At 57.6% G+C, this 25,168-nt stretch carries 17 protein-coding genes and 5 tRNA genes; 4 read left to right on the top strand and 18 right to left on the bottom strand.

Annotated features, from left to right (window positions below; all coding sequences use genetic code 11):
- Positions 1–21: 21 nt before the first annotated feature.
- Positions 22–1,107, bottom strand: coding sequence for a threonine aldolase family protein (locus OQ287_RS01110; RefSeq protein WP_250936075.1), 1,086 nt, complete (start codon positions 1,105–1,107; stop codon positions 22–24).
- Positions 1,108–1,201: 94 nt separating this feature from the next.
- On the opposite strand from OQ287_RS01110, the gene OQ287_RS01105 reads away from it, so the two are divergent.
- Positions 1,202–2,095 carry an alpha/beta fold hydrolase gene (locus tag OQ287_RS01105; RefSeq protein WP_265895291.1) on the top strand — a complete coding sequence of 298 codons (894 nt, stop codon included), beginning with the start codon at positions 1,202–1,204 and terminating at the stop codon, positions 2,093–2,095.
- Between the two features lie 165 nt (positions 2,096–2,260).
- On the opposite strand, the gene OQ287_RS01100 is transcribed toward OQ287_RS01105, so the two are convergent.
- The 6 genes from OQ287_RS01100 to ttcA form a co-directional block, all read right to left on the bottom strand.
- Positions 2,261–2,337 (bottom strand) — tRNA-Asp (locus OQ287_RS01100).
- 21 nt (positions 2,338–2,358) lie between these two features.
- Positions 2,359–2,434 (bottom strand) — tRNA-Val (locus OQ287_RS01095).
- A 26-nt stretch (positions 2,435–2,460) separates the two neighbouring features.
- Positions 2,461–2,537: transfer RNA gene (locus OQ287_RS01090), tRNA-Asp, on the bottom strand.
- 29 nt (positions 2,538–2,566) lie between these two features.
- Positions 2,567–2,643 (bottom strand) — tRNA-Asp (locus OQ287_RS01085).
- A 30-nt stretch (positions 2,644–2,673) separates the two neighbouring features.
- Positions 2,674–2,749 (bottom strand) — tRNA-Val (locus tag OQ287_RS01080).
- Between the two features lie 97 nt (positions 2,750–2,846).
- Positions 2,847–3,800 carry a tRNA 2-thiocytidine(32) synthetase TtcA gene (ttcA, locus tag OQ287_RS01075; protein WP_407658237.1) on the bottom strand — a complete coding sequence of 318 codons (954 nt, stop codon included), beginning with the start codon at positions 3,798–3,800 and terminating at the stop codon, positions 2,847–2,849.
- Positions 3,801–3,994: 194 nt separating this feature from the next.
- Here ttcA and OQ287_RS01070 point away from each other — a divergent pair, with 194 nt between their 5' ends.
- Entirely contained in the window at positions 3,995–7,933 is a 3,939-nt protein-coding gene (locus OQ287_RS01070) for a hybrid sensor histidine kinase/response regulator (protein WP_265895290.1), read from the top strand.
- 84 nt (positions 7,934–8,017) lie between these two features.
- Here OQ287_RS01070 and OQ287_RS01065 read toward each other — a convergent pair whose 3' ends face one another.
- The 3 genes from OQ287_RS01065 to OQ287_RS01055 form a co-directional block, all read right to left on the bottom strand.
- On the bottom strand, positions 8,018–8,689 hold the full coding sequence (locus OQ287_RS01065) for a response regulator (protein WP_250936068.1): 672 nt from the start codon (positions 8,687–8,689) through the stop codon (positions 8,018–8,020).
- Between the two features lie 300 nt (positions 8,690–8,989).
- Positions 8,990–10,939 carry an acetate--CoA ligase gene (acs, locus tag OQ287_RS01060; RefSeq protein WP_250936066.1) on the bottom strand — a complete coding sequence of 650 codons (1,950 nt, stop codon included), beginning with the start codon at positions 10,937–10,939 and terminating at the stop codon, positions 8,990–8,992.
- A 118-nt stretch (positions 10,940–11,057) separates the two neighbouring features.
- Positions 11,058–11,606 (bottom strand): SprT family zinc-dependent metalloprotease, encoded by a 549-nt coding sequence (locus OQ287_RS01055; protein ID WP_265895289.1) that lies wholly within the window; start codon positions 11,604–11,606, stop codon positions 11,058–11,060.
- Positions 11,607–11,672: 66 nt separating this feature from the next.
- Between OQ287_RS01055 and OQ287_RS01050 the strand changes: the two genes are divergently transcribed.
- Positions 11,673–12,341, top strand: a complete 669-nt coding sequence (locus tag OQ287_RS01050) for a YecA/YgfB family protein (RefSeq protein WP_265895288.1) — start codon at positions 11,673–11,675, stop codon at positions 12,339–12,341.
- A gap of 6 nt (positions 12,342–12,347) precedes the next feature.
- On the opposite strand, the gene OQ287_RS01045 is transcribed toward OQ287_RS01050, so the two are convergent.
- Entirely contained in the window at positions 12,348–13,475 is a 1,128-nt protein-coding gene (locus OQ287_RS01045) for a phospholipase D-like domain-containing protein (RefSeq protein WP_265895287.1), read from the bottom strand.
- Positions 13,476–13,573: 98 nt separating this feature from the next.
- Between OQ287_RS01045 and plsB the strand changes: the two genes are divergently transcribed.
- Positions 13,574–16,015: a glycerol-3-phosphate 1-O-acyltransferase PlsB gene (gene plsB, locus OQ287_RS01040; RefSeq protein WP_265895286.1), complete on the top strand. Its 2,442-nt coding sequence runs from the start codon at positions 13,574–13,576 to the stop codon at positions 16,013–16,015.
- Here plsB and OQ287_RS01035 read toward each other — a convergent pair.
- The 7 genes from OQ287_RS01035 to ampD form a co-directional block, all read right to left on the bottom strand.
- Positions 16,000–16,713, bottom strand: a complete 714-nt coding sequence (locus tag OQ287_RS01035) for a class I SAM-dependent methyltransferase (protein WP_407658236.1) — start codon at positions 16,711–16,713, stop codon at positions 16,000–16,002. The genes plsB and OQ287_RS01035 overlap by 16 nt on opposite strands.
- Positions 16,714–16,775: 62 nt before the next feature.
- Complete coding sequence (locus tag OQ287_RS01030) at positions 16,776–17,573, bottom strand: undecaprenyl-diphosphate phosphatase (protein ID WP_250936054.1); 798 nt, start codon at positions 17,571–17,573, stop codon at positions 16,776–16,778.
- A gap of 20 nt (positions 17,574–17,593) precedes the next feature.
- Complete coding sequence (gene tsaB / locus OQ287_RS01025; protein WP_250936052.1) at positions 17,594–18,286, bottom strand: tRNA (adenosine(37)-N6)-threonylcarbamoyltransferase complex dimerization subunit type 1 TsaB; 693 nt, start codon at positions 18,284–18,286, stop codon at positions 17,594–17,596.
- A 156-nt stretch (positions 18,287–18,442) separates the two neighbouring features.
- The gene (gene adk, locus OQ287_RS01020; RefSeq protein ID WP_250936050.1) at positions 18,443–19,099 is read right to left on the bottom strand and encodes an adenylate kinase; all 657 of its coding nucleotides are present in this window, start codon (positions 19,097–19,099) and stop codon (positions 18,443–18,445) included.
- Positions 19,100–19,364: 265 nt separating this feature from the next.
- The gene (gene aceF, locus OQ287_RS01015; RefSeq protein WP_265895284.1) at positions 19,365–21,428 is read right to left on the bottom strand and encodes a dihydrolipoyllysine-residue acetyltransferase; all 2,064 of its coding nucleotides are present in this window, start codon (positions 21,426–21,428) and stop codon (positions 19,365–19,367) included.
- 66 nt (positions 21,429–21,494) lie between these two features.
- On the bottom strand, positions 21,495–24,173 hold the full coding sequence (gene aceE, locus OQ287_RS01010) for a pyruvate dehydrogenase (acetyl-transferring), homodimeric type (RefSeq protein ID WP_250936046.1): 2,679 nt from the start codon (positions 24,171–24,173) through the stop codon (positions 21,495–21,497).
- Between the two features lie 358 nt (positions 24,174–24,531).
- Positions 24,532–25,089: a 1,6-anhydro-N-acetylmuramyl-L-alanine amidase AmpD gene (gene ampD / locus OQ287_RS01005; RefSeq protein ID WP_265895283.1), complete on the bottom strand. Its 558-nt coding sequence runs from the start codon at positions 25,087–25,089 to the stop codon at positions 24,532–24,534.
- Positions 25,090–25,168: the final 79 nt, after the last annotated feature.

Here is a 25,168-nt window from a genome sequence, read left to right as displayed (position 1 = left end):
GGCGTTTGGATCAAGGGCGCGTCATACCCGTGTTTTCAAGGCGTTACGAATATCATCAATCAATCGATCCACAAGAGCTGCGGAAGTATTCCAGGAACAGACGAAACGAACACCGCCTTTTCCAATGAAGGTGTAAAAACTCCAGCCCTGCTCCCTGAGCCGCCCCTGCACCTCGTCAGGCAGCTCAATAAAGACCGCATTCGCCTGCACGGGGAACATCAGATCGACGCCGGAGAGCCCTTTCACTCCCTCGGCCAGTCGAGTCGCCATGGCATTGGCGTGGGCGGCATTGGAGAGCCATACATCATTTTCAAGCAGACCAAGCCAGGGGGCCGAGATGTAGCGCATCTTGGACGCCAGCTGACCTGCCTGCTTGCAGCGATAAGCAAAATCCTCGGAAAGTCGATGGTCGAAAAACAGGATCGCCTCTCCCAGGGCCAGGCCATTCTTGGTGCCGGAAAAACACAGTACGTCCACACCGGACTGCCAGGTCAACTCTGCCGGAGTCACGCCAAGGGACGCACAGGCATTGGCAAAACGCGCGCCATCCATATGAATGCGAAGATCGAATTCTCGAGCCACTTCCCGTATTGCCCGGAGCTCATTCAGCGAATAGACCGTTCCAACTTCGGTGGATTGCGTCAGGGAAATGACACGCGGGCGCGGGTAGTGAATATCGTTGCGTCGCGTCACAACTTCACGGATCCCCTCGGGCGTCAACTTGCCGTTGATGCCTGGCACGCTCAACAGCTTGGAGCCATTGGAAAAGAATTCGGGGCCACCACACTCATCGGTTTCGATGTGGGCCAGCTCATGACAGATTACACTGTGATATGACTGACACAGGGCCGCCAGAGACAGGGAATTGGCCGCCGTTCCGTTGAATGCAAAAAACACATCGCAATCCGTATCGAACAGGGTACGAAACTGGTCTGCGGCACGATGAGTCCACTCATCATTGCCATAGGCCAGATCATCCTGCTCGTTGGCCTTCAGGAACCAGGCGAGCGCTTCAGGACAAATTCCCGAAGTATTATCACTGGCAAGAAAACGCGGCTCGGGCATCTTTTGAATGCTCTCTACCGACCGGGTGACAGACGTCGACATGGTATGTCCTTCGCAGTAAGAGGGATGCAACAATGGCCCTTGTGTCAGACCAATTGCCTTATCACATCGCATTCACGGGAAAGACTCAAGCACCATGATCAGCCAGCACATTCTCACGATGCCTGAAGGCACGCTTCACCTGACCTGGCATCATGCAAGGCACGTTCAGGCGCGTGGCGCCCTGCTGATGTGGCCTGACATGCGTAGTCCTGGCCACCTCTTCGAGGAAGTGGACCAGGGCGCTCCCGGACTCGCCCCCTGGCTGGCCGAACAGGGATTTGACGTTGCCGTCATGGATCAGCGTGGTCAGGGGCACAGCACGCCTCATTCATCACGGCGCAATACCCTGACCCTCAGCCGCATCATTACCGAGGATATTCCGGCGGCCCTGGAGGGCTGGTCAAGGCTGAGCTCTCGCAAGAAGACACATGTGCTCGCACATGGCTGGGGAGGCGTGCTGACAGCCTCCTGCATGGCACGCTTTCCCGAACTGCGAAAATGCGTCCTGAGTCAGATATTTCTGGGCAGCCGCCGCACCATCACCACCGACACCACTGAAAGCCGTCACATGCTGGCCCGGCAATGGGGTCCCAGTGCCCGGTTCAGACGGATGTTAAAAGGCTACATGCCCGCCGGATACCCCAACTCGATCGATGAAGCGTTGCCTGCTCTCCAGCACCAACAGCATTACGCATGGATACGCCGCACCGATTGGCTGGATGATGATGGCTTTGACTATCGACGCGCTCTGATCAGAGGCGGAATGCCGCCCACCCTGCATGTCGCGGGGGAGGCAGAAAAGGCCAATGGCCACCCAGCAGATGTTGCCGGCTTTCGCGATGAGTGCGGACCACATCAGGGAGAATTTGCCATGCTGGGCCCCGGAAGCGGACTTGCCAGAGCCTATACAACCCGGGAAATGCTATTGCATCCAGATGCCCGTCACGAGGTCTACCCGCGGATATTGCAGTGGCTTGATGAGGTATAAGTGAATACGCGTACAGTTGGAGCATCATCAGCCCGAGGGGCGCGACAGGGCCTTACATGACCAGGGAGCAAATACAATGGATATCTTCGGCCAGAACAGCAGATAAGCAACAGGGATGATGGATATAAAGAATAAGTACGGAAGGGAGGTCATTCAAACTCGAAGTGGCGGACCGGACGGGACTCGAACCCGCGACCTCCGGCGTGACAGGCCGGCATTCTAACCAACTGAACTACCGGTCCGCATTCGAAAATGCTCTGAAGTGGTGGGTGGTACTGGGCTCGAACCAGTGACCCCCAGCTTGTAAGGCTGGTGCTCTTCCAACTGAGCTAACCACCCCGCTTCAGTTACTACAGTCACTGTTATGGCGGACCGGACGGGACTCGAACCCGCGACCTCCGGCGTGACAGGCCGGCATTCTAACCAACTGAACTACCGGTCCGCAACAGCGTCTTGCAATTCAATTTCAAGTGGCGGACCGGACGGGACTCGAACCCGCGACCTCCGGCGTGACAGGCCGGCATTCTAACCAACTGAACTACCGGTCCGCATTGAAATCTCATGACCTTCAAAAACATTGGTGGGTGGTACTGGGCTCGAACCAGTGACCCCCAGCTTGTAAGGCTGGTGCTCTTCCAACTGAGCTAACCACCCGCGGGTCATGTGGCGCTGCATTCTACAGCCTTTTTGAGGCGAGTCAATCACCTAGCGCCATCTTTTATAAAACTTTTTTCACCAGCCCCGTATACCGCTACTCGTCATCGGCCTCGGTCAGGCTGACCGTATCGATACGGTTGCGGGCCATCTCGGACTGACGTGCTTCAAGCCCCTGAAAATCGAACAGTGACCGGTCCGCCAGCTGGCTTGGTGCCACATTGGTCACTGCCTTGAACATGGATTCGATTCGCCCGGGATGACGTCGTTTCCACTCCCCCAGCATTTCCTTGATATTCTGGCGCTGCAGGTTTTCCTGGGAGCCACACAGGTTGCAGGGAATGATCGGAAATGCCATCGCATCGGAATACTGCTGAATATCAGCTTCACTGCAATAGGCCAGCGGACGAATCACCATGTTACGCCCGTCATCGGCCAGCAGCTTGGGAGGCATGGCCTTGAGCGAACCGCTGTAGAACATGTTGAGAAACAACGTTTCCAGAATGTCATCGCGATGATGCCCCAGAGCTACCTTGGTCGCCCCGATCTCTTCAGCGAAACCATAAAGCGTCCCTCGCCGCAAACGCGAACACAGGGCACAGGTTGTCTTGCCCTCCGGCACCTTCTCCTTGACGATCGAATAGGTATCGCGCTCGACGATATGGTATTCGATGCCAAGCGTCTCCAGATACTCGGGCAATACATGCTCGGGAAAACCGGGCTGCTTCTGGTCCATATTGACCGCTACCAGCTCAAAGTTGACCGGCGCATTGCGCTGCAGATTCATCAGAATCGACAGCATCGTATAAGAGTCCTTGCCGCCGGAGAGACAGACCATGACGCGGTCACCTTCATTGATCATGCCGTAATCAATGATGGCGTTACCGGTCAACCGGCGCAGACGCTTTTGAAGCTTGTTGAATTCACGCTTTTTGCGCATGTCTTCCGATGATGCCTGTGCGCCCGAAGGCTCGGATACATCACTGGCTTGCGTCGGTGCAGTGGCATCAACAAACAGCGTACTGTCCGATGCCTTGTAGAAATCATTCATGGGAATCAGAGAATCGTCGGGGAAAAGGCAGAAAGGGGGCGAAAGGCCCGGGAAAGCACACCATACTACCATCGGCTCAAAACGATGGCGAGACAGCACCGGCGTCCCCCTGCCCTGCATGAGGTGATCCGGCAAAGCCAGTGACATGAGCCTCAATACCTCTAGAATGGGCCTTCTGAACCAAGGAGGTAGGCATGTTCCAGGGGTGGTGGTTGATTGCAGCGTCGCTTTTATACATAGCCACGTTATTCGGCATTGCCTGGCGTGGGGATCGTCGGGCCAGGCTTCAGGGCGCTGCCAAGCGTCGGCCGATTGTCTATAGCCTGGCGCTGGCCGTGTATTGCACGTCCTGGACCTTTTACGGCAGTGTCGGCCAGGCCACGACCCAGGGCTGGTCCTATGCCAGCATCTTTATCGGGCCGATCCTGACCTTTTTGCTGTTCTGGCCCATTCTGGCCAAAATGATACGGGTGGCCAAACGGCAGAATGTTACCTCCATTGCCGATTTTATCGCCGCACGTTACGGCAAATCGCAGGAGCTGGCCGCGTTTGCCAGCATGGTGGTATTGATCGGCACGCTGCCTTATATCGCCCTTCAGCTCAAGGCCATGTCCTCGAGCCTGACCCTGCTGACCGACAATGCCGATATCACCCACTCCCCCCTGCTGGGCGACAGTGCCTTCTACATCGCCATTCTGATGGCCCTGTTTGCCATCCTGTTCGGCACTCGCCACACCGATGCTACCGAGCACCATGAAGGACTGATTCAGGCCATTGCCTTTGAATCGGTTGTCAAGCTGGCAGCCTTTTTAATACTGGGTGCGGTCATCACGTGGGGGGCCTTTGATGGCCTGGGAGACCTCTCCCACCGTGCCAGCACGTTCCTGCAGATCAAGGCCATCAACGAACAGGGCGTGACGCATGGTTTCTGGACTCAGACCCTGCTCGCGATGCTCGCGATGTTCTGTGTTCCACGACAGTTTCACGTCACCGTCGTTGAAAACACCCACCCGGATGACAGCCACCACGCACGCTGGATGTTTCCCCTTTACCTGGCGCTGGCCGGCTTTTTCGTACTCCCACTGGCCACCGCCGGTATTTCCATGCTGCCTGCCGGCGCGGACCCCGACAGCTTTGTGCTGTTACTGCCGATGGCACTGGGCAACGACACTCTGACCATGCTGACCTATATCGGTGGCTTTGCCGCCGCCAGCGGCATGGTGATCATGGCCAGCATCACTCTGGCCATCATGCTCTCCAATGAAGTACTGATTCCGGTACTGTTGAAGTTTCACTGGTTCGACACCCATCACGGCGATTACGCCAAATGGGTATTGCGTACCCGCCGATTGATCATTCTGCTCATTCTTGCCCTCGCATACGGTTTCTACCGAATCGTGGCCGAATTCAGCACGCTTTCAAGCGTAGGCATGCTGTCACTTTCCGCGCTGGCCCAGCTCGCACCGGCCCTGATCGGCGGTCTTTACTGGAAAAAGGGCAACCGTTATGGCGCATCGGTAGGGCTGGGAGCCGGCATCGCCATCTGGTCATATACTCTGCTGCTGCCAGCGCTGGCCCGTGCAAACCTGGTACCGGACGGTTTTCTGGAACAGGGCCCCTTCGGCCTGCGATTTCTGGCGCCCAATGATCTGTTCGGCCTCTCCGTTGGTGACCCGTTGACCCAGGGCGTCATGCTGTCGCTGGTAGTCAACCTGTTCTGTTATATCTTCTTCTCCCAGTCCACCAGCGAGCGCGTAGTGGATCGCATCCAGGCTTCGCAGTTCGTGGACAGCTCAGGGCACCCCTACGCCTCGGTCAATCGCCCCTGGCAGGGCACAACCACCATCGGGGATCTAAAAGCCCTGTGTAAGCGCTTTTTAAGCGATGATCAGGTCGATCGCACCTTCCGTGACTATCACCGCCGCCATCCCCCACTGAGTAACAATGATCGCGCCTCCATCGACATGATTCAGTTCAGCGAGCGCCTTCTTTCCTCGGCAATAGGCTCCTCATCGGCGCGTATCGTCGTCAACTCGGCGCTGTCCGGGCGTGAAATTGCCATCTCGGATGTCGTCTCCATTGTCGACGAGGCTTCGCAGGTTCTCGAGTTCAACCGTGCACTGCTCCAGGCCGCCATCGAAAACTTTCATCAGGGCGTGATGGTGGTCGATCATCGCATGCGGCTGGTGGTGTGGAATCATCGCTATGTCGAGCTGTTTGCCTTCCCGGATAATCTGATACGAGTAGGCGCGCCCATTGATCAGGTCTTTCGCTACAACGCCGAACATAATGAATACGGGCCGGGTGACCCTGAAGAGCACGTCAAACTGCTGCTCGACAACATTCGCACCGGTCAGCCGCATCACTATCAGCGGTATCGCCAGGATGGAACAGTGCTTGACGTGCACGGCAACCCGATGGCCGGCGGAGGGTTTGTTTATACCTACCAGGACATTACCCAGCAAAAGCGCACCGAAGAAGCGCTGATTCGCTCCGAGAACAATATTCGGATCTATACCGATAACGTACCGGCGCTGATTGCCTACTTTGATCGGGATTGCCGCTTTCTGTTTGCCAATCATGCCTACGAAGAAGCCATGAATATCGAGCGAGCGACCATTATCGGTCGGCGCGCTGAAGACGTCATGACCGGTGCCGACTGGCGAGAGCGCGCGGCGTGGATGCTGCGTGCGCTGTCCGGGGAGCGTGTCGCCTATGAGCTTTCCATGCGTGACGGCGAAGGCGGCACTCGCTACATGCTGGCCACCTACACACCCCATCATGGCGATCGCCACCGTGTTCTTGGCTTTTTTGCCCTGTATCAGGACATTACCGAACGCCGGCTGGCCGAAATTGCCTTGAAGGAAACCAACGAGCACCTGGAAGAACGCGTCAAGGAGCGCACACAGGCGCTGTCTCAGGTCAACGAAGCCCTGCGCCAGGAAAACAAGGTACGCTCCGAGGCTGAACGCGCCCTTCGACATGCCAAGCAGGTGGCCGAGGATGCCAATGCATCCAAGACCCGCTTTCTGGCTGCAGCCAGCCACGACCTTCTGCAGCCGCTGAATGCAGCCCGCCTGTTTACATCGGCACTGTCGCAGCAGTTCGAGGGGCAGACGGACCACCGGAATACCCTGACCCACATAGACAACTCGTTACAGGCCGCCGAGGAGCTGCTGAGCACCCTGCTGGATATCTCCAAGCTGGATGCCGGCGCGCTGACGCCAAGACGCCACCACTTCCCCCTCCAGGACATTCTCGCGCCTCTACAGGCGGAGTTCGACGTCATGGCGGCAGAGCGCGGCCTTGATCTGGATGTGGTACCCACTCGCACCATGGTCGACAGTGACCCTCAAATGCTGCGTCGTATTATCCAGAACTTCCTGTCAAACGCGTTGCGCTATACCCAGGAAGGCCGGGTTCTACTGGGCTGTCGGCGGCGACGTGACAGCCTGATCATTGAAGTCTGGGATACAGGTCCCGGTATACCCGAGTCCAAGCAGACAGAGATATTTCAGGAGTTTCGCCGACTGGATCAGAAGTCCCGCCATCGGGAAAGCGAAAAGGGACTGGGGCTGGGGCTGTCAATTGCAGATCGAATGGCTCGGGTACTGGATCACGCCATACGTGTACGGTCCTGGGTAGACAAGGGCACGGTATTTTCGGTGCAGGTTCCTCTTTTAAGGGGCCAAAACATTGAGCGTTATCGCGAAACCGAAGCGGCCAAGCCTAAACCGGCCAACAAGCTGGCAGGCGCACGTGTACTGTGCATTGATAATGAGACCATGACGCTCGAAGGCATGAAGGCCATTCTCGGCGGCTGGGGCATTGAAGTGTATACCGCCACCAGTATCGGTGGCGCCAAGTCGGTACTGCGCAACCTGGAAACCCCGCCGGATGCGATTCTGGCCGACTACCATCTGGATAATGAAATTACCGGTCTGATGGCGCTGGACGCATTGGCGCGTGAACTTTCCAGCGATGTTCCCGGCATTGTCATCACGGCAGATCGTACGGAGGAAGTCGCCGCCGAGGTCAAGGGAGCCGGCTGTCATCTGCTCAACAAGCCGGTCAAGCCGGCGGCACTGCGGGCCCTGCTCACCCGCTCACTGCAGGCCGGCCGCGCCGGCTGAATCAGGCTCGGCAGCTAAAAAAACCCGGTGGGAAGAGTAACTTCCCACCGGGTTTTTTTACTGGGCCCTGTAACTGCCATTTTTCTAGTTATGTCTGGATTCTACCCGCGGAGGTTCCACTTCCAGTTTCTGAGCAGCGATAACGGCCTGAGTCCGTGAATGGACGCCCAGCTTTCTCAGGATGGCCGTTACGTGCGCCTTGATGGTGGCCTCGGAAACATTGAGGTCGTAGGCAATCTGCTTGTTCAGCATGCCTTCGGTCAGCATGTTGAGCACGCGAAACTGCTGTGGTGTCAGCGATGCGATGGCCTCGGCAAACCGTGTTTCATCCTCGCTTGAGTCCCCCAGGGAAGATGCCATTTCGGGCGGCAGCCATACCTCACCTTCCAGGATCTCGCGAATGGCCTGTGCAATGACATCGAGGGAAGCCGACTTGGGTACGAATCCTGATGCACCATAATCAATCGAACGACGTACAACACTGACTTCCTCGCTGCCTGAGATAACGGCCACGGGGATATCCGGCATCTGGCCACGCAACTGAATCAGGCCGGAAAAGCCATGTGCGCCCGGCATATGCAGGTCCAGCAGTATCAGATCGACATCGGGGTGACGGGTTACTGCTTCTACCGTCGCCTCCATGGTATCTGCTTCGACAATCTCGGCCTGGGACGCAACCTGGCGAAGTGCCTGCGTCAAGGCTGCCCGAAACAACGGGTGATCATCGGCAACAATAAATTTCTGGGCTAAAGCCATTCGTCCGTTCTCCTCAAAACCCTGTATGCCGCGAGTCTGGCTTTTCTTGTATATACCATCGGCTGCAGTAACCGTTTTTATACTGCTGGCAGGCCGGCTCGCGTTCTGCTGTTTATCAGATCGATGGGCCCATGACCAACTGGTAGTTGCCTCATGCCCTTATACACTAGTCGATACCCATCTTTGCCCATCCGTGCCATCCCTGTCCACCGAAGATGCCTGATTTTGCATACATCAGGCACAACCGGCACACAACAAAAAAGGCGCTCGGGAGAGCGCCTTATGCAGAAAACCGACCCGCTACTTGCTCTGGCGGTGCTCGATCAGGTCATCCACAACGCCGGGGTCAGCCAGCGTACTGGTATCTCCCAGACCATCCAGTTCGTCTGCTGCAATCTTGCGCAGGATACGACGCATGATCTTGCCCGACCGTGTCTTGGGCAGCCCCGGCGCCCACTGAATGACATCCGGCGTGGCAATGGGGCCAATATCCTTCCTGACCCATTTCACCAGTTCGGCTCGCAGCTCATCGGTCGGCTGAATGCCCTCATTAAGGGTGACATAAATATAAATCCCCTGCCCCTTCACCTCATGAGGAAAACCAACCACCGCTGCTTCGGCTACCGCCTCATGAGCGACCAGCGAGGATTCGATTTCAGCGGTTCCCATGCGATGACCGGATACGTTCAGGACATCGTCGATCCGTCCGGTAATCCAGAAATACCCGTCTTCATCCCGCCGACACCCGTCACCAGTGAAATATACGTTATCGAAGGTAGAGAAATAGGTCTGCACAAACCGATCATGATTCTGCCAGATGGTGCGAGCCTGACCCGGCCAGCTGGCCTTGATGACCAGATTACCCTCGGCTTCACCACTGAGCTCCTGGCCTTCGTTGTCATAAAGAGCCGGCTGAATACCGAAGAAAGGACGCGTGGCAGAGCCTGGTTTCAGCTCGGTCGCCCCCGGCAGAGGGGTAATCATGATGCCACCGGTTTCTGTCTGCCACCAGGTATCCATGATCGGGCAGCGACTGTTACCGATGACCCGATAAAACCAGTTCCATGCCTCTGGATTGATCGGCTCACCTACCGAGCCCAGTACACGCAGGGATTCACGGGTGCTGGACGCCATGATGTCATCGCCCTGAGCCATCAGCGAACGCACCGCTGTCGGCGAGGTATACAGGATGGTCACACCATACTTGTCGATGACCTCACCAATCCGGCCGTGACTGGGATAACTGGGCACGCCTTCAAAAATGACCGAGGTAGCTCCATTGGCCATGGGTCCATACACGATGTAGGAGTGGCCGGTAATCCAGCCGACATCGGCGGCACACCAGTACACATCATCGTCATGCACATCGAAGATGTCCCGATGAGTCATGGCGGCATATAGCAGATATCCTCCGGTGGTATGCAATAACCCCTTGGGCGTTCCGGTCGACCCGGAGGTATAGAGGATGAACAGAGGGTCTTCCGCGTTCATGGGCTCAGGCGGGCACTCGCTTGACTGGGGATCCACCACATCGTGATACCAGCAGTCGCGGGGATTGACCGCCACGCTGCCTCCGGTGCGACGTACGACCAGTACATGCTCGACCACCTCGGTGCCGGGCCGGGTCAGTGCCTCATCAACGTTTTCCTTGAGCGGGATATTCTTGCCACCACGCAGGGACTCATCGGCAGTAATGACAACCCTGGAGCCGGAATCCACAATGCGGCCGGCCAGGGCATCGGGAGAGAACCCCCCAAAGACCACGGAATGAATGGCGCCAATACGCGCGCAGGCCAGCATTCCCATCAATGCCTCGGGAATCATCGGCATGTACAGGGTAACCGTATCTCCCTTGCCCACCCCGAGGGACTTGAGTCCGTTGGCAAAGCGACATACCTTCTCGTGCAGTTCGGCGAAGGTCAGGCTCAGATGGTCATCGGGATTATCGCCTTCCCAATAAATTGCCACCTTGTCGGCCTTGTCTTCAAGGTGCCGATCAATGCAGTTGTAGCAGGCATTCAGCTCGCCATCGGCAAACCAGCGAACCTGTACATCCGACGGTGTATAACGACTCTCGCTGCCGATCTCCGGCGCAGTAAACCAGGTCAACCGCGAACGGGCTTCTTCGAGCCAGAATGCATCGGCATCCTCCACGGATTGCGCATATCGGGAACGGTAGGTCTCTTCGTCAACCCAGGCGCGCGCACTGGCGTGCTCAGGCACTGGATAACGCGCTTCGTGTTCAGTCATTGACCCCACTCCCTGCTATTGTCATCGTTGTTCGCCTGACAGGCGGTACGTATGCTCAGCATAGACCGCCCATGGGCCGCCAACTCCATTAGACTTTCGTTGACCATTACCGGGACAGCTAGACCCGGCTGCCGGCAAATACCAGTGGCGACTGACACAGCCGGCAGCGATACCTCCCACCGCGCTGGGTGTTCAGGTAGCGTCTTCTGGACAGGTAGTGGCTACTGCAGCGGCAGGTAAACCGATAAGGGGTCGGGCTGGCACGGGTGGTATCAAAATGGTGCGTTACCCGTGGCTCGCGAAGAAAGACATCCTGCATCATGCGTTTCCACTGACGACCATGAGGAGCCACTCGCTGCCCATCCTGTTCATGTACTGCATGCACGAACCAGTGCGCCATCTCATGCGGTACCACATCAAAAAGAAAAAGGGCCGGATTTTCCTTCAGCAGAACCCTGTTGAAACGTAACCCTCCCCGGCCGAAGTGAGCCTGCCCGGCGCTGCGGCCTCTCAAGTCAAGCCACCAGGGCGGACACGTCACACCGGGCCAGACACTCACTCCCTGTTGCCAACTGCGCGTCACACATTGTCCAAGCCAGCCGGCCAGTACATCGGGGCTCGCCTGGGCAAGCGCCTGCTCATCCGGCAATTGCAGATAATCGCTCATCGGTTTTCCACGGTTCCGGTTATCAATGATAAAGTGCCCTTTTCACGTCACGAGAACGCCCCAACGATGAACGAGCAACCAGAGCAGCACCCGCTCATTGACGACCAGGACCTCGAGGCGCTGGACGCCTTTCTCGACGATGATGCCATGAGCGAGGAAGCCCTCGACATCTATGGCATCCATGGATTCATGGTCGCCCAGGCCATCGCCCTGACACCAGTCAGCGCCACGGTATGGATACCGACCGTCTTCGATGGCGAACCGGCCTTCTCGAGCGACGAGGAGCACACGCGCATTCTGGGCCTGTGTCAGTCCCTTCGTGACAATGCCATCGAACTGTTTGAACAGGGCGCGCTGCCCGAGTTGCCCTTCGATGATGAGTTCGAGGAAAGCCCTCGCATGCATCCGGTAGCAGACTGGTGCAGTGGCTTCATGGAAGGTGTATTCATTGATGAAGCCCAGTGGTTCGGCGCACTGGAAGAAGATGCCGCCCGCCTGCTGCTGCCTTTCATGGCCCTGTCCGGCCTGTTTGATGACGAGGACAGGGATCTGGCCGCCATGGGCGCCACACCGGCTGAGGCCAGTCAGTTGCTGAACCAGCTGCCCGAACTGGCGCTGGACCTTTATCTGCTGTATCGCACTCCGGTTGAAAAGCCCGCACCATCGGGCCCTGCAGGAAAACCGACCGGCAAGACCCGGGGCAGGAAAGGCGGGCAAGCCCGAAAAAGGCGCTGAGCGCGTTTATTTCAGGCGCGTCATCATGGCATTGAGCTTGCCATAGATATACTCACGCACCTTTTGTCCGGTAGGACGCGCCTTCCACTGTTCAAAATCAATTTCCTTGCTTTGCTCGAAGTTGTGATTGAACAAATCGGCGATATCCGAGGCAAAGCCCGGGTGATCCACTTCCTGGTTGGCCTCCAGGTTCCACTGCAGGCTCCAGTGATCAAAGTTGCAGGAGCCTACGGTGCACCAGTCATCGCACATGCTGAACTTGGCATGACTGAACCTGGTCTGGTACTCGAAGATCCTGACCCCGGCACGCATCAAACGCGTATAAAAGCGCTGACCGGCGTAATATACCCCTGGATGATCGTGATTCTTGGCCGGCACCAGTACCCGAACATCCACGCCACGGCGCGCCGCACGCATCATTCGGCGTCGAAGGCTGGCCGTAGGTACAAAATAGGGCGTACAGATCCAGACCTGATTCTCGGCCCGTTCAATCTGTGTCTGCAGGGAACGGCGAATTTTCTGGAAACGGTATCCCTTGCCCCAGATAACACGCCCTTCCATTTCTCCGGCCGGCTTTCTGACCTCGTCGGCGGTCGCTCCCAGTTCATCTCTGGACACCATGTCCTTCCCGGGCCCGCGGGTCATGCGTGAATCCCAGACCTGACGATTCAGGGCAATCCAGTCGTTGACACATGCCCCCTCGACCCTGACGGCAATCTCGAACCAGGAATTCATGAACAGGTCGGTCATGCCGAAGCCACCGACAAAGGCCATCCGACCATCGACAATGACAAGCTTTCGGTGGTCACGGGAGATAAACCGCCCCAGATGGCGCCAGGACAAGGGGTTGAACTCACGAAACTCGACGCCGGCATTCTTGATGCGCTGGCGACTTTGCCTGGAAAGAGGCCACGATCCACAGGCGTCCACCAGCAACCAGACCCTGACCCCTCGTGACCTTGCCTGCTCAAGCGTACTGATGAAACGCTCGCCCAGCTCGCCATCCTCAACGGCATACAACTCGATGATCAGGGACGTCTGCGCCTCATCCATCGCCTTGAACAGTGCCGGCAAATAATTTTCTGCTCCCGGTAACAACGTTACCTGGTTATCTTCGCGCCATTGCACTCGCATGATCACTGCATCCTCTGTTATTCAGCCTTCCATGTTCCCTTATCAGGCATCGTGTTCACCCGCTATACTGCGCGCCTGATTCCCTGTCGAGGCCTGTCATGACCCTATCGCTTTCCGGGTTTTCCCGTATGACCAGCCTGTTATCGCGCTGGCTGCGCTTTCGTTCCATCGACCCGAGCTGGTCGGAACTGAACCTGCCCGAAACAGCGAACATTGTTCTGGTTCTTGATAATAACGCCTTGAGCGACCGGCTCGCACTGCATCTTCTTTGCAGAAAGGGGGCCATTGGTTCGGTTGACGCGTCCCTGGCTACCTCCGGGCACATGCCACGGCACGTGATGCTCCACCAGCTGAAGCGCTCCTTCTTGCGTTCACCTCAAAACAGGCCCTCTCCGCATTTTGAAGCCTTTCTGGAAAACATCGAACATCATCAGGATGATGTGCCGGTCATGGTCGTTCCGGTGGCCTTTTTCTGGGGTCGACGCCCAGGACGTGAGGCGCGCGGACTCTGGGGATTGATGACAGCGGATCACTGGCCACTGAGTGGCAGGCTGCGCCGACTGACAACGCTGCTGTTCAACGGCCATCATATCGATGTTCGCTTCGGCACCCCCTATGACGTCAAGGCCCTGCTGAATGCCCCTGCCCCGAGCGCCTCTCACGCCAGACGCCGGGTCGTGCGCCTGCTGCGCCACCAGTTTCAGCAACTGCGTCAGCAGGTACTGGGCCCGGATCTTTCCCATCGTCGTACCCTGGTACGCAGCCTGCTGATGACGCCCTCGGTGCGCCAGGCCATCAGCGCGCAGGCCGAAGAAAGTGGTGCCGAGTTGCCTCACGTTGAAAAGCAGGCACAACGTTACGCGCGCGAGATCGCCTCGCATACATCGCCTCAGACCCTCTGGCTGCTTTACCAGTTGCTCGGACGGCTCTGGAATCGCCTTTACGATGGGGTCAAGGTACATGGTCTTTCCCGCGTGCGCGAACTGGCCGGCACTCATGAGCTGATCTACGTCCCCTGTCATCGCAGCCACATTGATTACCTGCTGCTGTCCTATGTCATGTACCACCATGGCCTGACCACGCCCCAGGTAGCAGCCGGACGCAATCTGAACATGCCGGTCATCGGCAGCATACTGCGCAAGGGGGGCGCGTTCTTCGTGCGTCGCAGCTTCAAGGGCAATGCCCTGTATGGCGCCGTATTCAACGAATACCTGCATCAGCTGATTCGCCGGGGCTACCCGGTGGAGTACTTCATCGAAGGGGGCCGCTCGCGCACCGGGCGCACCCTGCCGCCCCGGCTCGGCATGCTGGCGATGACGCTGGACTCGTTCCTGCGCAAGGACAGCAGTCGTCCGATGGCATTTGTGCCCATCTATATCGGTTACGAGAAGGTGCTGGAATCCGGTGCCTATCAGCGAGAACTCACGACCGGGCACAAGAAAAAGGAATCCCCCTTCGATGTGCTGAAAGTGTTCAAACGCCTGCGGGAGCCCTATGGCCAGGTACACGTCAATATTGGCGCACCATTACGGCTGGATGACTGGCTGAACCAGCATTTCCCCGACCCGGTACGTACCGACCACCACTGGCGTAAACAGGCGGTAGCAGCGCTGGGAGAGGATCTGGCCACTAGAATCAATGCCGCCGCCACTCTCAACGGCATCAATCTCGTGGCACTGGCCCTGCTGGGCACGTCGCACATGGCCATTGAGGAAGACCTGCTTGCCCGGCAGCTCACCCTGCTGAATGCACTTCAGGCACATGCACCGGCGACCCAGGAGATGCGCTGCGCAGAAGGCACTCCCTCCGAATGGATCAATCACGCCATTGATCTGGGCATGATTGCCCGATGCGATCAGACCCTCGGCCCGGTCATCGTGGTCGCCGAAGGGCGTGCCCCGCTACTGACCTGGTACCGCAACAACGTATTGCATCTATTTGCGCGGCCGGCGCTGCTGGCCTTTGCCTTTCGCCACCGCAGGCAACTCACGCTGGGCGAGATAGATGACCTGGTAGGCACCATGTGGCCTGCACTGGATAACGAGTTCTTTCTGGAAGAAACAGATGACCGCGAGGAAAGCCAGACCCTGCTGCAGGCGATGACGGCTCTAGGGCTTTTAAAGGCTACTGACCGGGGGTGGGAGCGAGGCGCTACCGACGATAATGAGCAGCTTCACTGGCTGGGTGCCATGATTCTGCCGACCCTGGAACGTGGATTTCTTCTGGTTTCACTGCTGCTGCGTTCCCCTTCGGGCACCTACACCGCTCAGGCCCTTGAACAGCAGAGCCAGGCCCTGGCCGAACGCCTGACGCTGCTTCAGGGGCTCAATGCGCCGGAGTACTTTGACAAGCGCCTGTTCAGCGGCCTGCTGGACACACTGATCGAAGGCGAGTGGATCCACATGGCTGACGATGACACCATTGTGGTCAGTCAGGCACTTGATGACGCCCTGCGACAGCGGAGGCGACTGTTTGACGCTCCGCTGCGCCGACGATTACATCATCTGCTGGCTCAGCCGGAAGCTCAGGAGAGCGACTGATGCACGTAGATATCATAGCGGCTGGTCTTGCCGATTACCTGATGTGATGGCGCCGGCCCCTCTATCGACGGCGCCTTGCGTGGCCGCTTGACGACAACGCGATGAGTGGCCACCTCAAGTGCAGCACGCAGCAGCTGTGAGGCGTCCTCGTCGGCTCCGGCCAGCGCCTGAAACAGTCGCATATCCTTTTTGACCAGGGCCGATTTTTCGCGATGAGGAAACATCGGATCAAGATGAACCACCTGAGGCGGCACACCGGCCTCGTCCACGACTTGTCCCAGCGCACTGATACTATCTGCCCAGCGAAGCGAGAGACGCGAGGCAATTTCTGCGACCTCAGGATGAGCCCTGGCACGCTGTAGCCCATCATCCAGCACGGCGGCAATGGCAGCCACACGCTCGACCATCAGTACAGTGCATCCCAGGGAAGCCAGTACAAAGGCATCTCGGCCAAGACCCGCCGTGGCATCAATGATCGACGGCGTACGGCCCTGTTTCAGTCCGCACGCCCGGGCAATCAACTGCCCACGCCCACCACCGAAACGACGTCGATGCGCATTTTTGCCCTCGGCAAAATCAACACGCAGCGGATGACCGAAACGAGCCGCATCCCCGCCCAGCACCAACCCCTCGGGCAGCATATCAAGCCAGAGGGCCGCCGAATCGGCAGCCCCCTTTTCTTTCAGCTGATCAACCATCGGCAGCCGGTAGTGCTGACTCAGGGCCCTGCTGCCAGGGCCCCTGTCCACAACAGCGACTGTCACAGAAAGGCCACCAGAAGCACGGCGCCCAATATCAGACGATAGATAACAAACGGCAGCATGCCGATACGATCAAGCGCTGCCAGAAACAGCTTGATGCAGATCAGCGCGGACACGAAGGACAAACCGACGCCGGCCAGAATATCACCCCACAGCACGTCCGTTCCGGATTCCACCAGCTGCAGCCCCTTGAGCGACCCTGCAGCCACAATCAACGGAATGGACAGCAAAAAGGAGAACCTTGCCGCCGCCTGACGTGTAAAGCCCATCATCAGCGCAGCAGTAATGGTAATACCCGAGCGCGAAGTCCCCGGGATCAATGCCAGCGCCTGTGCTACACCAATCAGCAGGGCGTCACGAAGACCCAGACTTTGCATGTCACGCTCACGACGGCCACGCTTGTCTGCCCACCACAACAGCAGACCGAACAGGATCGTGGTCGCGGCAATCACCAGAGCAGAACGCGCGTAACTTTCGATGATGCCTTCAAGGAAGAAGCCGAAGAACAGCGCCGGCAAGGTGCCCAGCAGGACACACCAGCCCATGCGAGCTTCTTCGGAGGGGCGTCGCTTGAAGACCTGAGCAAACCAGCCCGACAGGATGGCAATGACATCGTGACGAAAGGCAATGATGACAGCCAGCAGGGTGCCGACATGTACGGCAACATCAAAGGCGAGCCCCTGGTCCGGCCAGCCAAACAACTGGGATGGAAGAATCAAGTGTGCCGATGATGAAATCGGCAGAAACTCGGAAAACCCCTGAATCAGGGACAAGACAATAACGTGCATCCACTCCATTGGAGATCCTTGAACGGTAATTACTGACGACGCGACGTTACCTGGTCGCGAAGATAAACAGGCACCGCCTCATGCGGCGCCATCATGTTCCCTGCTGCGAAGGCATCAGCGGCCAGACATGCCATATCACGGGCGTCAGGCTCCATTGTTGTATCCATACCCTCAAGGCCGACAAGGCACCCCTCGGGCATGCGTTCCTTCAATCCCCATCCACTGCCGGCGGCAAACCAGCCGGATGAAAACCCTGCCACAGGCTCAAGCAACTCAGGCGCAATCACCTGCTCACCTGCACAGGACTCAAGCCCGGGCAGACCTGTCTGCTTCACGCGGTAGGCCGCCACATAGATCTCGTTCATTCGCGCATCAAACGCCGGGATAACCTGCGTTGCGCCATGAATGCGAACAGCACCGGCGGCCAGCGTTTCAAGTGTCGACACGGGAATTACCGGCCGATCAAGCCCGAAGGCCAGCCCCTGCACGGTACCTGCGGCAATGCGAATACCGGTGAAGGATCCCGGCCCGCGCCCGTAGGCCAGCGCATCCAGGTGTGCCGGGGTAATGCCGGCTTCGGCAAGCAGCGCATCAACCATCGGCATGAGCCTGCGCGTATGCTCACGTGGTGCAATGACGTGATCACTGTACACCTGACCATCAAGCCAGAGGGCTACCGAGCAGGCCGAAGAAGACGCATCGAGCGCCAGCAGTATGGACATGACATGTTTCAGTTTGTTGAGGGATTCAGTGGCGAGGGAGGCCATTATAGGGAGACCGGCCGTGGACAAAAAGCATAACTGTCCCGACCAAGCCAAAAACATGTCTTCGGCCCAATAAAAAAGCCGGCATGGCCGGCTTTGATACTAAAAAACGGATTACCCCTGAAGGGAGGCCAGCACTGCAGACTTGATCTCGTCGACACTACCGATACCTTCAACACGGTGGCAGGCCGGTGCAGATGCAGGCTCCTGCTCCGCCCAGTCACGGTAATAACGAACCAGCGGCTCGGTCTGCTCATGATAGATACCCAGACGCGCACGTACGGTATCCTCCAGATCGTCATCACGCTGGATCAAGGCGTCGCCGGTATCATCATCCTGACCAGGCTGCTTCGGCGGATTGAAATCCACATGATACACACGGCCGGAAGCCGGATGGATACGGCGACCGGAAAGACGCTTGACGATCTCTTCGTCATTCACGGCAATTTCCAGCACGTGATCAAGGGCTACGCCGCTGTCCTTCAGGGCGTCGGCCTGAACGATGGTGCGCGGAAATCCATCAAACAAAAAGCCGTTGGCACAGTCGGACTGAGCGATACGTTCCTTGACCAGTGCAATGATCAGCTCATCGGATACCAGCTGACCCGCATCCATGGTGGCCTTGACCTTCTGCCCCAGTTCGGACCCTTCACGGATCGCCGTGCGCAGCATATCGCCAGTGGAAATCTGCGGGATGTCAAAATGCTCGCAGATGAACTGTGCCTGTGTCCCCTTGCCCGCCCCCGGTGGGCCCAACAGGATCAAACGCATCGCTACCGCTCCTTCATTGTCATGCGCCTAGGCGCCGGGCACATTCTGCCCTTGTGTTGATAGTTATCCCTGCCAGGCACGATCAATGTCCTGAACCATGACATACTGGTTGACCATGGCAAACGAGCACCATAGCGGGCTGACCGGATCACCACAAGCCCTGACCGCACGGCATTAACAACCAGCACCTCATACCATAAAAAAAGCGGCCCATGATGGGCCGCCTTTCGTTACACCAGTATCTCTGCGTCAGAGGGTCACACCCCTAGAGCACCAGCCGACGAATGTCAGTCAGCAGCTGTGCCAGATACGCAGTAAACCGAGCCGCATCCGCACCATTGACGGCACGGTGATCATAGGACAGCGACAATGGCATCATCAGACGCGGCTGGAACGCACTGCCGTCCCATACCGGTTTCATCTGTGCCTTGGACACGCCCAGGATAGCCACTTCCGGTGCATTGACGATCGGCGTGAACGCCGTACCACCAATGGACCCAAGGCTTGAAATGGTAAAGCAGCCGCCCTTCATTTCATCGCTCTTGAGCTTGCCGGCCTGAGCCCGCTTGGCCAGATCAACGGATTCCTTCGCCAGCTCGATGATCGACTTGCGCTCGACATCCTTGATGACAGCCACCAGCAGACCGTTAGGAGTATCTACTGCGATGCCGATGTTGATGTATTTCTTCCACACCACCGTTTCGCCGTCCGACTTCAGCGATACGTTGAACTGCGGATACATCTTGAGCGCGTGTGCTGCGGCCTTGATCATGAACGGCAGTGGCGTCAGTTTGGCACCCTGCTGCTCGGCCTCGGCCTTCATGCTCTTGCGGAAGGCTTCAAGGTCGGTAATATCCGCTTCATCGAACTGCGTCACATGAGGCACGTTCAACCAGCTGCGATGAAGATTGGTAGCACCAGCCTTCATCAGGCGGCCCATTTTCTTCTCTTCCACTTCACCGAACTGGCTGAAGTCGACGTCCGGCACCTGCGGGATACCAGCACCCCCAGTTGAAGCCGCAGGCGCAGCAGATGCACCGCCCTTGCCACGCTCACTCATGGCCTTCTTGACAAAGGCATTGACGTCTTCCTTCAGCACCCGGTTTTTCGGGCCGGAGCCGGTCACTTCAGCCAGATTAACGCCCAGCTCACGCGCCAGCATACGAACTGCCGGGCCTGCATGTGCCGCTGGCGCTTCCTGGCGGCTGCCGCTGGCGATCTGGGCTTCCGGAGAAGGTGTTCCCGACGCAGTTGACTGCCTGGGCTTTTCACCTTCACTGGAGGAGGAGGGCTTCTTCTCGGCCGGCTTCTCTTTCTTCTGCTTCCCGGCCTTTTTCTCGCCGCTGGCAGTTTCGATGTAGCCGATCAGATCACCTTCGGAGACCGTATCCCCTTCCTTCACGGCAAGCTCGACAAGCCGACCCTTGAAGGGGCTCGGAATGTCCATGGACGCCTTGTCGGATTCCAGAGTGATCAAGCCGTCTTCCTTCTCGACCTCATCCCCCTCCGATACCGACACTTCAATGATTTCGACACCTTCACTGCCACCGATATCCGGCACGCGCACTTCCTTGCGCTCGCCGCCATCAGCCTCGTCGTCATCGGAGTCATCGTCCGACTGTTCGTCAGCCGCGTTATCATCCGAAGATGGTGCCTGGTCAGCACTGGAAGCAGTGTCAGACTGCTCATCATCAGCGTCGTCGCTACCGATTTCCATCTGCCCAATCACGTCGCCTTCGGACACCGTATCACCTTCCTTGACGGACAGGGACACGATCTTGCCTTCGTAGGGGCTGGGGATATCCATGGAGGCCTTATCGGACTCCAGAGTAATCAGCGCATCTTCCCTGGCAACCTGATCGCCTTCGGATACGGAGACTTCGATGATTTCGACGCCATCACTGCCACCGATGTCCGGCACCTTGATGTCCACGGTCTTCTTGCCACCGCTGCTCTGACCGGAAGACGAAGTACTCTTGCTCTTGTCGTCGCTGTCAGCGCTATCGTCTGAAGAGGATTCATCTCCGGAGGACGCCTCGGCCTCGGCTTCGGCGTCATCTGACGTATCGTCTGCGTCGCCGCTATCGTCGCCATCCACCTCGATTTCGACAATCTGATCGCCCTGACTGACCTTATCGCCTTCGCTGACCAGTACCTTGACGATTTTCCCGGCCTTCGGCGAAGGGATATCCATCGAGGCCTTGTCGGACTCAAGTACGATCAGGGTGTCTTCCACATCCACCATGTCACCCGGGGCGACGGAGATTTCGATGATCTCGACATCAGTACTGTCCCCGATGTCCGGTACTTTTATAGTTTCACTACTCAAGGGTTGCGCTCCTTCAATACTGACCGCTCATGCCACGAGGCAGGCTGTGCCTGCCTCGTGCCCTGATCAACACGTTACCGGATAAGCCTTGCCCGGATCGATGCCGTACTTGTCCAACGCGTCCTTGACGACCTTGCGATCAATCTCGCCACGATCCGCCAACGCCTTGAGCGCCATGACCGCCACGAAATAGCGGTTGACCTCAAAGAAGTAACGCAGCTTTTCACGCGTATCGGAGCGACCATAGCCGTCGGTACCCAGCACATGGTAGTCGGTCGGTACCCAGGCACGAACCTGATCCGAGAACAACTTCATGTAATCGGTCGAGGCAATGGCCGGGCCTTCACGATCTTCCAGGCAGCGCGTGATCCAGGGCTTACCTGGCTCGGCATCCGGGTTGATGAACGCATTGCGATCGATCTCGAGCGCTTCACGACGCAGCTCGTTGAAGCTGGTCACACTCCAGATGTCGGAAGCAATATCAAAATCATCAGCCAGCAGCTCGGCAGCCGCTTCCACTTCGCGAAGGATCGTACCGCTGCCCATCAGCTGGACACGGGCCTTCTTGCCCTTGTCACCTTCACGCAGCAGATACATCCCCTTGATGATGCCTTCTTCCGACCCTTCCGGCATTTCCGGGTGCGGATAGTTTTCGTTCATCACGGTCAGGTAGTAGAAGCAGTTTTCGTGCTCGTGGTACATCCGGTGCAGACCTTCGCGCACGATGACTGCAATCTCATGACCATAGGTCGGGTCGTAGCTTCTGCAGTTCGGAATGGTCGACGCCAGAATATGGCTGTGGCCATCCTGGTGCTGGAGCCCCTCGCCATTGAGCGTCGTACGCCCGGCCGTGCCACCCAGCAGGAAGCCGCGCGCCTGCATGTCGCCGGCGGCCCACGCAAGATCGCCGATGCGCTGGAAACCGAACATCGAGTAATAGATGTAGAACGGCAACAACGGCACATGGTGGTTGGCATAGGATGTGGCGGCTGCAATCCAGCTGGACATGGCACCGGCTTCGTTGATGCCCTCTTCCAGAATCTGTCCCGCCTTGTCTTCGCGGTAGAACATGATCTGACCGGCATCCATCGGCTCGTACTTCTGGCCTTCTGCCGTATAGATACCCAACTGACGGAACATGCCTTCCATACCGAAGGTACGTGCTTCATCAGGAACGATCGGCACAACCTGCTTGCCGAAGGTCTTGTCCTTCACCAGACCGTTGAGTACGCGCACAAAGCTCATGGTGGTCGATACTTCACGATCACCCGATCCCTTGAGCTGGCTTGCAAACATCTTGTCATCAAGGCCCGGGAACTCGATGGGCTCGAAATCATGCTTGCGTGCCGGCAGGTACCCACCCAGACGCTGACGCATCAGGTGCATGTATTTCATTTCAGGGCTGTCATCAGACGGCTTGAAATAAGGCATGCCCTTGTCGATATCCTCATCGGATACCGGGATGCCGAAGCGGTCGCGGAAGGTCTTGATCGCATCGACTTCCATCGACTTGATCTGGTGCGCCTCGTTGTCGGCTTCACCGCTGCCGCCACCCATGCCGTAACCCTTGACGGTATGCGCCAGAATAACGGTAGGCTTGCCATTGGCATTGTGGAACGCCTCATGGTAGGCCGCATAGACCTTGTACGGATCGTGACCACCACGGTTCAGGCGCCAGATATCCTCATCGGACAGGTCCTTGACCATGGCTTCGGTTTCCGGATATTTACCGAAGAAGTGCTCACGAGTGTACGCACCACCCTGGGCCTTGTAGTTCTGGTATTCACCATCAACCACTTCGTCCATGCGCTTTTGAAGGATGCCCTTGGAGTCCTTTTCAAACAGCGGATCCCAGAAGCGTCCCCATACCACCTTCAGCACGTTCCAGCCGGCACCACGGAAGATGCCTTCCAGCTCATCGATGATACGGGCATTACCGCGAACCGGGCCGTCCAGACGCTGCAGGTTGCAGTTGATCACGAACACCAGGTTGTCCAGCTTCTCGCGGCCAGCCAGTGAGATGGCACCCAGAGACTCCGGCTCGTCGCACTCACCGTCACCCAGGAATGCCCAGACCTTGCGGTCCTGCATGGGCTGCAGACCGCGCGCGTCAAGGTATTTCATGACGTGGGCCTGATAGATGGCCATGATCGGGCCAAGACCCATCGATACGGTCGGGAACTGCCAGTAATCCGGCATCAGCCATGGATGCGGGTAGGACGACAGGCCATCTCCGTCAACTTCCTGACGGAACTTGTCCATCTGTTCTTCGGAAAGACGCCCTTCAAGGTAGGAGCGCGCGTAGATACCCGGCGCACTATGGCCCTGGATATAAACCAGGTCACCCTTGAAATCGCCTTCCGGCGCACGGAAGAAATGGTTGAACCCAATATCATACAAGGTTGCACTGGACATGAAGCTGGCCAGGTGACCACCCAGTCCCTTGTGCTTCTTGTTGGTGCGGATGACCTGTGCCGCCATGTTCCAGCGGATCAGGGAGCGAATGCGACGCTCCATGAACAGGTCACCCGGCATACGCGCTTCGCGATGCACCGGAATGGTGTTGCGATGAGGCGTATTGACAGAGAAGGGAGGTTGCATGCCATCACGGCGCAAGCGGTCAGCCAGACGGCTCAGCAGATATTGGGCACGGGTCTCACCCTCGCGATCCAGTACCGATTCCAGGGACTCAAGCCATTCCGTGGTTTCGGTAGGATCGAGGTCTTCTCTTGCCTCCAGACTCATAGACGTCTCTCCGATGAAGAAGTAAGGTCGGTCGTCTTCCGATCAGGAAGACTGTGCGGTGTTCCAGTCAATCAGGGCGGGTGCAGTCTTTGGGTTAATGCTGCCTGCCGCGTGTCGTAATTCTGCAACGGATGGCTGTATAGGCCAGCCTTGTCGGGGAACGAAGATACCGCAAACTCGAGCGGCTGCCAATTAACACCCGTGAGGCACCGGGCCACCAACCGCAGGGCTGAGGGGCCATTTCAGAAGGGGCTGGCTGTTTTTTTAGTTATAAAAACCCATGTCATCAGCGTTTCTCGCCAATACCCACGGAAAACATGTCTTCTGACAAGGTAGTTTTCCCACGACAAATTACCAGTCAAACAGGTCCAGGGTTCGCCAAAAGAAGCTGTTTGAAATACTGCCAGTCGAAACTCGGGCCCGGGTCGGTCTTGCGCAGTGGTGCAATATGCTGATGCCCGATGAAACGGTCAGGGGTGATCACCGGATAACGCCCCATCAGCGCATGTGCCAGACGGACCAGAGAGACATACTGGTGCCGCGTAAAGGAACGTGCATCACCCTCAAGCTCCACCCCCACCGTAAAATCGTTAAGCCGCTGACGACCCTGCCAGCACGATACTCCGGCATGCCAGGCGCGTTGATTGAACCCAACGTACTGGATGATATATCCATCACGTCGAATCAGGCAGTGGGCAGAGACTCGCAGATGTGCAATCTGGTTGAAAAACGGATCGCGACGCGAATCCAGACGCCCCATGAACAGATCCGTAATATCGTCACTACCGAAGCGACCCGGTGGCAGGCTGATGGAGTGTAGTACGACCGCCGATATTTCGCCGGCAGGTCGAGCGTCCTGATGAGGGGACCGACAGTGTCGGGCATCGGTAAGCCAGTGATTGTCCCGTATATCCATGTACGCCGTCTCTCCTCGCGGGGGCATGATGCATTATTCTATACTGCCTGTGATGACACTCGAAGCATGACACCTGCCA

It is taken from the genome of Larsenimonas rhizosphaerae (genome assembly GCF_026240105.1).
In the GTDB taxonomy this organism is placed as follows: Bacteria; Pseudomonadota; Gammaproteobacteria; order Pseudomonadales; family Halomonadaceae; genus Larsenimonas; species Larsenimonas rhizosphaerae.
Note: the sequence above shows the minus strand (reverse complement) of the source record. Positions and strands in the feature narration are given on the sequence as shown.

Bases quoted from the DNA above. Each gene is read 5' to 3' on its own strand.
- OQ287_RS01065 (WP_250936068.1), bottom strand. From the start codon at position 8,689: ATGGCTTTAGCCCAGAAATTTATTGTTGCCGATGATCACCCGTTGTTT.
- OQ287_RS01045 (WP_265895287.1), bottom strand. From the start codon at position 13,475: ATGCGAGTGCAATGGCGCGAAGATAACCAGGTAACGTTGTTACCGGGA.
- plsB (WP_265895286.1), top strand. From the start codon at position 13,574: ATGACCCTATCGCTTTCCGGGTTTTCCCGTATGACCAGCCTGTTATCG.
- OQ287_RS01030 (WP_250936054.1), bottom strand. From the start codon at position 17,573: ATGGAGTGGATGCACGTTATTGTCTTGTCCCTGATTCAGGGGTTTTCC.
- OQ287_RS01105 (WP_265895291.1), top strand. From the start codon at position 1,202: ATGATCAGCCAGCACATTCTCACGATGCCTGAAGGCACGCTTCACCTG.
- adk (WP_250936050.1), bottom strand. From the start codon at position 19,099: ATGCGTTTGATCCTGTTGGGCCCACCGGGGGCGGGCAAGGGGACACAG.
- OQ287_RS01070 (WP_265895290.1), top strand. From the start codon at position 3,995: ATGTTCCAGGGGTGGTGGTTGATTGCAGCGTCGCTTTTATACATAGCC.
- OQ287_RS01110 (WP_250936075.1), bottom strand. From the start codon at position 1,107: ATGTCGACGTCTGTCACCCGGTCGGTAGAGAGCATTCAAAAGATGCCC.
- ampD (WP_265895283.1), bottom strand. From the start codon at position 25,089: ATGGATATACGGGACAATCACTGGCTTACCGATGCCCGACACTGTCGG.
- tsaB (WP_250936052.1), bottom strand. From the start codon at position 18,286: ATGTCCATACTGCTGGCGCTCGATGCGTCTTCTTCGGCCTGCTCGGTA.
- OQ287_RS01055 (WP_265895289.1), bottom strand. From the start codon at position 11,606: ATGAGCGATTATCTGCAATTGCCGGATGAGCAGGCGCTTGCCCAGGCG.
- OQ287_RS01050 (WP_265895288.1), top strand. From the start codon at position 11,673: ATGAACGAGCAACCAGAGCAGCACCCGCTCATTGACGACCAGGACCTC.
- OQ287_RS01035 (WP_407658236.1), bottom strand. From the start codon at position 16,713: ATGGTTGATCAGCTGAAAGAAAAGGGGGCTGCCGATTCGGCGGCCCTC.
- acs (WP_250936066.1), bottom strand. From the start codon at position 10,939: ATGACTGAACACGAAGCGCGTTATCCAGTGCCTGAGCACGCCAGTGCG.
- aceE (WP_250936046.1), bottom strand. From the start codon at position 24,173: ATGAGTCTGGAGGCAAGAGAAGACCTCGATCCTACCGAAACCACGGAA.
- ttcA (WP_407658237.1), bottom strand. From the start codon at position 3,800: ATGAATGATTTCTACAAGGCATCGGACAGTACGCTGTTTGTTGATGCC.